Annotated in this window: 8 protein-coding genes; 3 read left to right on the forward strand and 5 right to left on the reverse strand. The window is 61.6% G+C overall.

The annotated features are described in order from the left end of the window. From tssM to tagH, 5 genes are all read right to left on the reverse strand, one after another. The coding region (gene tssM / locus AC1DH9_RS14880) for a type VI secretion system membrane subunit TssM (protein WP_477808352.1) at nt 1-2,118 on the reverse strand (2,118 nt) is incomplete at its 3' end. Next, a complete protein-coding gene (locus AC1DH9_RS14885) occupies nt 2,115-3,413 on the reverse strand; it encodes a DotU family type VI secretion system protein (protein ID WP_427545457.1) in 1,299 nt (432 codons plus the stop codon). The genes tssM and AC1DH9_RS14885, both read right to left, overlap by 4 nt. A gap of 6 nt (nt 3,414-3,419) precedes the next feature. Then, entirely contained in the window at nt 3,420-4,754 is a 1,335-nt protein-coding gene (gene tssK / locus AC1DH9_RS14890; protein WP_427545459.1) for a type VI secretion system baseplate subunit TssK, read from the reverse strand. A 15-nt stretch (nt 4,755-4,769) separates the two neighbouring features. After that, entirely contained in the window at nt 4,770-5,276 is a 507-nt protein-coding gene (gene tssJ, locus AC1DH9_RS14895; protein ID WP_123426125.1) for a type VI secretion system lipoprotein TssJ, read from the reverse strand. 75 nt (nt 5,277-5,351) lie between these two features. After that, nucleotides 5,352-6,746 carry a type VI secretion system-associated FHA domain protein TagH gene (tagH, locus tag AC1DH9_RS14900; protein ID WP_427545461.1) on the reverse strand — a complete coding sequence of 465 codons (1,395 nt, stop codon included), beginning with the start codon at nt 6,744-6,746 and terminating at the stop codon, nt 5,352-5,354. Nucleotides 6,747-7,151: 405 nt separating this feature from the next. Between tagH and tssA the strand changes: the two genes are divergently transcribed. The 3 genes from tssA to tssC all read left to right on the forward strand — a co-directional run. Beyond that, nucleotides 7,152-8,183, forward strand: coding sequence for a type VI secretion system protein TssA (tssA, locus tag AC1DH9_RS14905; protein WP_427545463.1), 1,032 nt, complete (start codon nt 7,152-7,154; stop codon nt 8,181-8,183). 80 nt (nt 8,184-8,263) lie between these two features. After that, entirely contained in the window at nt 8,264-8,773 is a 510-nt protein-coding gene (gene tssB / locus AC1DH9_RS14910; RefSeq protein WP_477808353.1) for a type VI secretion system contractile sheath small subunit, read from the forward strand. Between the two features lie 15 nt (nt 8,774-8,788). After that, the coding region (gene tssC, locus AC1DH9_RS14915) for a type VI secretion system contractile sheath large subunit (protein WP_477808354.1) at nt 8,789-10,034 on the forward strand (1,246 nt) is incomplete at its 3' end.

Genomic DNA, 10,034 nt, shown 5'->3' on the forward strand with positions numbered 1-10,034 from the left:
GGCCACGCGGGTAATCGGCACGAAGTCGATATCAGCCAGCAAGGCGTCCCACTGGCGCTGGTAATCCTGGAAATACAGGCGACGCACGTCGGCGGCCAGGCTGGCGACGTTCTGCTGTTCTGCCTGGTCGTGACCAAGCACCCACTGCTCCTCAGCCAAGGTGCCGGTCTGRCTCAGGCTGGTGAGCAGAAACCCTTGGCGATACCCCTTGGCGGTGAAGAAGCCGCTCAAGGGTTCCCCCAACGGCTTGCCGCTCTTGCGGCTGAACACCAGCGCCGCATCGTGCCCGGCCGCTTCGCTGATACGAAAGTCCGGGATGCCGTCCGGCAGTTTCTGCCGTTTGATCCGGTCATAGACACGCTGGGCCACCGGCAGTTGTTGCAACTGCCGGCGCAAATCGTCGATCAGTCGTGGGTCGAGACGTGCGGTGGGTGGATGGCGTTCGAACAGCGCCTGCAAGTGCTCCCCGAGGGCTACGCGCTGCTCGGCCGGCAAGTCGCGCGGCAGGCTGCGGTCCCAGTCCAGGGCGATCCACGCCTTGATGAAGTCGGCATCGTAATGCTCGCTGTCGGCGAGCATCAGGTAGGCCTTCAAGCCTTCGTAAAGGAAGTCCGAATTGCCGCCGCCGTGCAGTTGCTCTTCGATGCGCGTGAGCAAACGTGGCGCGAAGACCGCGATCAACAGCTTGCGATAGACACTGCCGGACTCGGCTTCAAGCATGTCGCCCTGATACAGACCCAGGCCTTCGGCCCAGTTCGGCGCGTCGCCGGCCAAGTGCTTCACCGCATTGAGCAACGGCAATACGGCGAGCACGTCCCGCTGGGCCGGGCTGAGGTTTTGCACGGTCTGGCTCAGGGGCACGACTTTCTGATCGACTTGCGCGATATACGCCTGATTGGCGCGGTAGCTGACCCACCACAAGGTCCCGACCACCAGCACCACGGCCACGGTCGAGGCCAGCACGCCCTGGGCGATCCACTTGCGTCGACGTTCGACTTTCGGGTTGACCCCCACCAGCCCTCGCTCGGCAAAGGCCACGGCGCTGAAGAGTCTTTCGATGAAGTAACTGCGCCCGGTGCCGGTCTGGCGCGCCAGGTGCTGGCGGTCCAGGTTCATGCTCTGGGCCATAGAGCCGATCAGCCGGTCAATCGGACTGCCTTCCTGGGTGCCGCTGGTGAAATACACCCCGCGCAACAGCACTCGCTCTTCAAAGGCGTTGGGTTTGAACACACCCTCAAGGAAGCTTTGCAGGCAATCCTTCAACGCGCCGAACTGCTGTGGAAAACCGTAGATCAGATCGCGTCGCGCCGGGTCGCGTTCCTGCTGCAAACGCTCCACCAGTCGATCGTTCAAGCGTTGCTCCAGACCGGCGAATTCGCTTTGCAGATGGGCCAGCGGGCTGTCATTGCTTTTGCCGTCATCCAGAGCGAAGGTCATGCCCCAGACCTGGGCTCGCTCTTCTTTGCTCAGGGTGTCGAAATACTCCATGAACCCAGGCACCAGATCGAGTTTGGTCAGCATCAGGTAGATCGGGAAGCGCACGCCCAATTGGGTATACAACTCCTGAATGCGCAGGCGTATCGCAGCGGCATGGGCGGCGCGTTCGGCGTCGCTGCCCAGCAACAGATCGGAGAGGCTGATAGCGATAAATGCACCATCGATCGGGCGACGGGCCCGCTGTTTTTTCAACAGCCCCAGAAAGCCCAGCCAGGCGGCCTTGTCGACACCCGGCGGGCCGATGATCACGTACCACGGCAATTCGTAGAGATTGCGTCGCTCGTCGCCGCCCAGCTTGGCTTTCTTCAACAGCGCCAGGGCTTCGTCCATACGTTGACGCAGGGTTTCGAGCTCTTCGGCCGTAGCGATGCTGGTCGGGTCCGGCGGGGTTTGCGCCGCCAGGCTACGCATGTCTTCGGCGGCCTGACGGCGGGCCTGGATGATGCGAAACAGCCGGTAGGCGATCCACACCGCGAACAGCAGAATGATCAGCGCCCAGCGCCGGCCTTCGGGTACCAGGAATTCGAGCAGCGGCCCGACAAACCAGATGATCAGGCTCAGGGCGATCAGCCCCAGCAACGGAATGACCCAGCGGGTGATAAAACTGAAAAACGCCTTCACTCGACTCCCTCCGCCAACACTGTGATTTCGACCCGACGATTGCGTGCGCGGCCCTCGGTCGTAGCGTTCGAGGCCAACGGCTCGGTGTCACTGCGGCCTTCGGCGCTGAAGCGCTCGGGCTGGCCGGTCTTGGCCGAAAGGATTTGCAGCACCGAAGTGGCCCGCGCCTCGGACAAAGCCCAGTTCGATGGAAACCTGAGGGTGGCAATCGGGCGATTGTCACTGTGCCCGGTCACCCGGACCTGGCCCTTGACCTTGCGAATGGCATCAGCGATGCGCAGCATCAGCGGCTGGAAATTGTCGACGATACTGGCGCTGCCCGAGGCGAACAGCTCATCGCCGCGGATGGTCACCACTGAACGGTCAACGGCGTCTTCCACCGAGACCCGCCCGGCCTTGATTTCATCGGCAAGGAAACCTGCCAGGCGAGGACGCTCGATCAGTTTCGGTTGCACCACCGGACGGTCGATGGCCTGCACCGGGATTTCGCCCAGCGCATGGATGTTTTTAAACACCGGCTCGGCATCGGCGGCCAGTTTCAAGCGCAGGCCGAATAACAGGGCCAGCAGCAACGCCACACCGATGGCCACCGCGATCCATGGCGGCATGAATTGCGCCAGCCGGTCGCGCGCCACGGCAACGCCGCGCCAATGGGGCGACAGTTCACGCTCGTATTCGCCACGGGCGCTGCGGATGACCGCACTGGTGCGCTCACGCAAGGCCTCCAGTTGGCTGCGACCGTCATTCATGACCCGATAACGCCCTTCGAAACCCAGGCACATGCACAGGTACAACAGCTCCAACAGATACAAACGTTCGCGGGGGCTTTGCAGGCAATGTTCCAATAACTGGAACACCTTCTCGCCGCCCCAGGCTTCGTTATGCACGGTGATCAGCAGGCTCTGCTTGCCCCAGTCGCCGGTGCCGCCCCACGGCGTACTCAACACCGCTTCATCCAGGGCGGTGCACAAGGCGTAGCGGGCCAGCAACACATCGTTGCGCACCACACCGGCTGCCTCGGCGCGTTCCTCGAACTGGCGCAAGTAGGCCAGTAGTTGCGCCCGCAGGCTCGCCGGTGCCGGGTGGGCAATGGTGTTGCGCAAGCGGGTCAGCAAAGCCAGCAGCGGACCCGCGGCGCTTTCCAGGGGGTTGAGACCTTCGGCTTTGCCGGTCAACACCGGCGCGGCCGGCATCGAAAGCGGCGCGGGCTGGGCGCGACCAGGGTCCGGGCGGGCCGGTTCGGCGCCACGGCCACCGGGTGTCGGCATGAACTGGGTACGATCGTCGTTATTCATCGCGGTTTATCCTCGGATCGCCCAGAAAGCCAGGTTCAGCCCCGGGAACTGACCCGCGATGTGGAACGCAAAACCGCCGGAGTTGGCCAGTTGTTGCCAATGCTCGCTGCCCCGGTCGAGTTCGTAATAGGTGGAACCGGCGTGATACGGAATCTGCCGTGGCGCCACCGGCAGCGGCAGCAGGCCGATGCCCGGCAATTGCAGGTTGACCATGTCGCGAATGTGTTCCACCGAGCCGATTTTGCTCTGCAGGCCGAAGCGGCTGCGCAGGGTTTCGGCAGGCACATCGGCGCGCACCACCAGGATAAAACTGGCACTGTCGAGCAGGGTTTTGTCAGCCAGCATGGCCACATGAATGCCGTAGGCTTTTTCGACAATCGGAATCGGCGTGGCCTTGCTGTCGATCAGCATTGACAGCGCCTCACGCAGGGCTTGCATCACCGGCGCAAAACTCAGCGCGAGGTCATCATGCTGGTACTGCGGGAATTCCTGCGGTCGCCGCCCGGAAGCGGTAAAGGTCGAGAATTCCCCGGCCAGGCTCACCAACTCGCTGTAAAACCGCTCGGGATGCAACGGGCTCAAGTGGCTCAAGTGCTGGATCAGCGGCTGGGCCCGGTTGACCAGTTGCAGCAGCATGAAATCGGCAATCTCCGAGGCACCGCCGGCACCGGACGCCACCACCCGCCCGGCGAGCGCTTCGCCGCGCTGATGAAGCAGGCCCAGTAGCTCGTTGCGAAACGCGGCCAAGGGCGTGGAGGCGACCACATCCAGCAGCGGCGGGATGTAAGTGTCGTCGAGCACCAAGGCACGGTCGGCGCGTTTCTCCTTGATTCGCACCAGGCCGATCGCCGCGTAGTCGCTGATGCCGTCCCGGGCGATCAATAATCGCAGCGCCCTCGACCCCACGGCCACCGGGGCCTGGTTTTCGAACGGCGCGTTGTCGTCCCGCACTTCGCGCACCTGACTCACATAGCGCGCAGCGCCCAGGGCCTCGCCCTCGTCAACGGTGTCACGCGCACCGGCGCGCTTGAGTGGCAAGGCCAGGTACACCAAACCATCGCGCAGGTTGTCATCGACATTCAGCGGGCTCGGCGCCAGGTCATCCTGGGGAATGTTGAATGGCGTGCCGTCTGGCAACAGGCCCCGCGCCGAGATGATCGCCAGTTTGCCCTGGGCCAGCAGGCCCTGGTCGATCAGCAATTCAGAAAATCCCCAGGCCCCGGCCGACAATGGTCGACTCCGGGCGTCGATGAGGTTCTCCAGGTAACGGTCATGCTGCTGGAAGTGCTGCGTTCCAATGAACATGCCTTCCGACCAGACCACGCGATTGTTCCAGGACATGGGGGCTCCGATTGCTTATTGGGCAGGGCTGGATGGGGGAACAACGACGGCGCTGCGCACGGCGCGCACATCGAGGCTGATCTGGTATTCGGTGTATTGGCGCGGCGGAACATTCATCACCGTGCGCCACTGCGCCTGATCCAGTTCGCGATACCCCACCAGCACACCGATATGGCGAGTGGCCGGATCGAGGTCGCGCTGCAGGCTCAACTGCTGGCCGGGCTGGATCAGCACTTCGTCCTGGTCGATCAGATCCGCACCGAGCGTCGCCTGGGCTCGTTCGGCCAGTGCGAAATAATCGGAACGACCGAAGGTGGCGGCATTTTTCAATTCGAAAATGCGCACCCGGACCGGGGCCGGCTGGCCAGTGGCTCCGGGGTTGAGCCCGGCGATGGCGTGAAAGTGCAACTCGACGGCGGCCGTGTCGGCCTCGGCCTCTTCGGGTTGGGGTTTGGTGGCCTCCTTGGCACACGCGGTCAGCAGAAGCGCGGTGGCAACTGCGAGTAAAAACCTGGGAATCATCCTGCGTCCTCAATGACGTTTCAGCTATCCGTTGTTCCGTTCTTTGCTATGAATCGCGTTATGTGACAGCGGCGCTCAGCGGCGACCTTGTCTTGCACTGTGTTCTTCGTAGGCGCGGCTGAACTCCCGACCGAACAGGTCCTGGAAATCCTCCTGGGCCTCACGGGAAATATTGCTGTAGAGCTCGGTGAACTGCTGCCAGTACTGGGCCTGTCGTGAGCCATTGAAAATGCTCGACAGGCCACCGGGCTTGCCCATGCGCTCTTCCAGTTGTGCCGGCTCGAAACGCGCCAACAGGTGCTTGATCGCAGCTTCCACACCCGCCATCACCGCCAATTGGTGGGCGCGCAAGTCATCGAAGCTGTCGCGCACCGCCAGGTCCGGCGCCATGAACGCCTGATTGGTGTGGCGCAACAGCAACAGCAAGGCTTCATCGACGTTGGGAGCGAATTTCAGCGGGTTGTTTTCCACCGGCTGAATCATCGTCTGCTGAATGCGGAACTCGCCCTTGAGGCTGCTGCGGGCGCGCAAGACGTCGATCAGGCCCTCGACCATCAGCCGATAACTGCGGCCGATGCTTTCCATCTGCGCTTCGGCCTGGGCCTTTTCCAGGCGCACTTGATCCAGCCCGGCGCCGCGCAGAAAGGCTTGCAACAGGTCGGGTTGAGAATGGCTGACCGGACTGACCGGGGGCTCAACGATGGCCACGGGCGGTTCGCGCAGGGGGGCCGGCTCGATCGGTACGCTGATTTGAGGTATGGGTGGCGCAACTTCTGCAACAGGCAAGGGGGCAATCGCCAGCGGCGCAGGCTGGTCGCTGAGCAGGTCCCAATCTTCCGGAATCAGTGGGGCCGACGCCAGCGGCGCAGGCTCTGTCATGGGCGTCGGCTTAGGGATCGGGGTCGGTGGACGGAAGTCGTGTTGCTCGACCGGGACATGGTCGGGCTGGGTGGCCGGCGGGATGCTGCTCGGAGCCAGAAAGTCGAACAAGTCGGGCAGCGTGTCCATGGCCGACACGCCCTGAAAATGTGCAGGGGGTGTCACGGGCAACGGGGTCGGCGTCTTCACGCCGGCGCCCTGGCGTCCCATCAAGGCATCGAAGCTGCTGGACGAATCGACAAACGGGTTGCTGTCAGTCACAGGCAGATTGAAATCGATGCGCGCCTGGATTTCATAATCACCGATGCGGATAACTTCCCCATCTTGCAACGGCTCGCTGTTTCCCTTGCGCAGACGAATGCCGGCCTTGACTAACTCCACCCCATTAGTGCTGTTATCGGTTAAATAATACCGGCCATCTTTGTATTGAATAGTGCAATGTTTTCCAGAGACCAAGCGCTCTGGATCGGGCAATACCCAGTCATTATCAGAATTGCGGCCAATTGCCATCACACCCCGATCCATGGATTTTTCAGAGCATTGACCAGGGGTAATTTTGTGATAACTAGTGATAGTCAAACACAGTGGCATTTTGCCTCCTTGCTGCACACTTTGCGCGCCGGCGAATGAGGGGATCAATCCCCGCGGAACTCGCCGACAAACCTTGCAAACAACCTAAAAAAACAGCTTTTTACCAGCATGTTTGCTGATCTTAACCGGTTTACGTGACAAAAAACCTGCGTCAGCACCTTCCTGGACCTGCTGGTCGTGAGGGCTGTTAAGCACCTCACATCTGTCACACAGGATAAATAGCTTACCTTGACAAGCCATAAGTACTACACCAAAAATGAACAACTTTCTTGAATAACAATGATGGCACTTTAAGATCATAGAGGATCCAAAGGGCCATTACGCACAAGGAAACATGCGAAGTTCCACTTGGAACTAACGTGTGAACTGCCCGACTCTGTCGCGGCGATAGGGAGATCAAATTCAGTGGAAGTGCTTTCGCTGCTTGCCGCCGTTTCCGCGACTTCGCCTTGTGGCGAAGATCTGGAATACGACGCGGACTTTTTGCGCCTGGAACGCGATTCCCTAGGCCAGCCCGAGCGCAGCATGGGCGATTCGATATTGCCTGCCGAACCGCCTGAATGGCGCAGCATCCAGCAGCAAAGCCTGGATTTGTTGCAACGCAGCAAAGACCTGCGCATTACCCATTTCCTTTTGCAAAGCTCCCTTGCCCTGGAAGGTGTCACCGGCCTGGCCCGCGTCCTGACGCTGATCAGCGAATTGCTCAAGCAATACTGGGCCGACCTGCATCCACGCCTGGATGCCGAAGACGACAACGATCCCACCGTGCGCATCAACGCCCTCGCCGGCCTGGCGTCCGATGCCACCATTCGTCTACTGCGCGAAAGTATCTTGGCCCGTTCGCGAACCTTTGGCGCTGTCAGCCTGCGCGCGGCCGCCAACGCCAGCGGCCTGCAAAGCTTCCCTGACGAAAACCTCGGCGCCGAGCAGCTTGCCGGGGCGTTCCTCGACAGCGATCCCGAGCAGCTGGAAATTACCCGCGCCGCCTTGCACGAGGCCCGCAACGTCGCCGAGGCCATCGAGCAACACGTCAGCGAACAGGTCGGGGCCGCCCAGGGCGTTGATCTTGGCCCGTTGAAGCAACCGCTCAAAATGGCCCTGCAGATTCTCGGCCAGTTCGCCCCGCAGAAAGGCGATAGCCCCCTGCCCGACTCCATCGGCCACGACAGCGCCGCGCCGGTTGAATACCCCACCGCGCCGAGCGCACCGCGCAGCAGCGGCACCAGCACCGGTGAAATCAACAATCGTGACGACGTGCTGCGCAGCCTGGACCGGATTCTTGCGTATTACACCCGTCACGAGCCCTCCAGCCCCCTGCCGGTGCTGTTGAACCGGGCAAAGAATCTGGTGCACGCCGACTTTGCGGCCATCGTGCGCAACCTGATTCCCGACGGCATGAGCCAATTTGAAAACCTGCGCGGACCAGACAGCGAATAAAAGCGAAAGGATCACGCAGTCACGTCACCGGTACCACCGATGACGCCAACACCGTCGCTTGAGCGACCAGGAGCAGCAACGTGGCGAAGCAAAGTTCTCAGAAATTCATCGCGCGCAACCGCGCGCCTCGAGTGCAGATCGAGTACGACGTCGAGCTCTACGGCGCCGAAAAAAAGGTCCAGTTGCCCTTCGTAATGGGCGTTATGGCTGACCTTGCCGGCAAGCCGGCCGAGCCCCTGGCCCCTGTTGCCGATCGCAAGTTCCTTGAAGTGGACGTCGACAACTTCGACTCACGCCTCAAGGCCATGCAGCCACGCGTCGCGTTCCACGTGCCCAACGAGCTGACCGGCGAAGGCAACCTGAGCCTGGACATCACTTTTGAAAGCATGGACGACTTCAGCCCCGCCGCCGTGGCGCGCAAGGTCGACTCGCTGAACAAGCTGCTCGAAGCGCGCACCCAACTGGCCAACCTGCTGACCTACATGGACGGCAAGACCGGCGCCGAAGAAATCATCRTGAAGGCCATCAAGGATCCGGCGCTGCTCCAGGCACTTGCCAGTGCGCCCAAGCCCGCCGAGCCTCAGGCTTAATCAGGACGAATGATCATGACCGATCCAGTACGTGCAGACGCCCAGACACTGGGCACCACCGAAGAAGCCAGCGAGTTCGCCTCCCTGCTGCTGCAAGAATTCAAACCCAAGACCGAACGCGCCCGCGAAGCCGTCGAGACCGCCGTGCGCACCCTCGCTGAACAGGCCCTGGCGCAGACCGACCTGGTGTCCAACGACGCCATCAAGTCGATCGAGTCGATCATCGCCGCCATCGACGCCAAGCTCACCGCCCAGGTGAATCAGGTCATCCATCACCCGGACTTCCAACAACTGGAAAGCGCCTGGCGTGGCCTGCACTACCTKGTCAACAACACCGAGAGCGACGAGCAGCTCAAGATCCGCGTGCTCAACATCTCCAAGACCGACCTGCACAAGACCCTGAAGAAATTCAAGGGCACTGCGTGGGACCAGAGCCCGATCTTCAAGAAGATGTACGAGGAAGAATACGGCCAGTTCGGTGGCGAACCTTACGGTTGCCTGGTGGGCGATTACTACTTCGACCAGTCGCCGCCGGATGTCGAGTTGCTGGGCGAGTTGTCGAAAGTCTGCGCCGCCATGCACTCGCCGTTCATCGCAGCCGCTTCGCCGACCGTGATGGGCATGGGCTCGTGGCAAGAACTGTCGAACCCGCGCGACCTGACCAAGATCTTCACCACCCCGGAATACGCTGGCTGGCGCTCGCTGCGTGAATCGGAAGACTCGCGTTATATCGGCCTGACCATGCCGCGCTTCCTGGCGCGCCTGCCCTACGGCGCCAAGACCGACCCGGTGGAAGCCTTCGCCTTCGAAGAAAACACCGACGGCGCCGACAGCTCCAAGTACACCTGGGCCAACGCCGCTTACGCGATGGCGGTGAACATCAACCGCTCGTTCAAACACTTTGGCTGGTGCTCGCGCATTCGTGGCGTGGAATCTGGCGGCGAAGTGGAAAACCTGCCGGCGCACACCTTCCCGACCGACGACGGTGGCGTGGACATGAAGTGCCCGACCGAAATCGCCATTTCGGACCGCCGTGAAGCGGAACTGGCGAAGAACGGTTTCATGCCGCTGCTGCACAAGAAAAACACCGACTTCGCCGCGTTCATCGGCGCCCAATCGTTGCAGAAACCGGCCGAGTACGACGACCCGGATGCCACCGCCAACGCCAACTTGGCCGCGCGTCTGCCGTACCTGTTCGCCACCTGCCGTTTCGCCCATTACTTGAAGTGCATCGTGCGCGACAAGATCGGCTCCTTCAAAG

This window comes from Pseudomonas sp. 05T35 (genome assembly GCF_056396605.1).

Bases quoted from the DNA above. Each gene is read 5' to 3' on its own strand.
- tssK (WP_427545459.1), bottom strand. From the start codon at position 4,754: ATGTCCTGGAACAATCGCGTGGTCTGGTCGGAAGGCATGTTCATTGGA.
- tssJ (WP_123426125.1), bottom strand. From the start codon at position 5,276: ATGATTCCCAGGTTTTTACTCGCAGTTGCCACCGCGCTTCTGCTGACC.
- tagH (WP_427545461.1), bottom strand. From the start codon at position 6,746: ATGCCACTGTGTTTGACTATCACTAGTTATCACAAAATTACCCCTGGT.
- AC1DH9_RS14885 (WP_427545457.1), bottom strand. From the start codon at position 3,413: ATGAATAACGACGATCGTACCCAGTTCATGCCGACACCCGGTGGCCGT.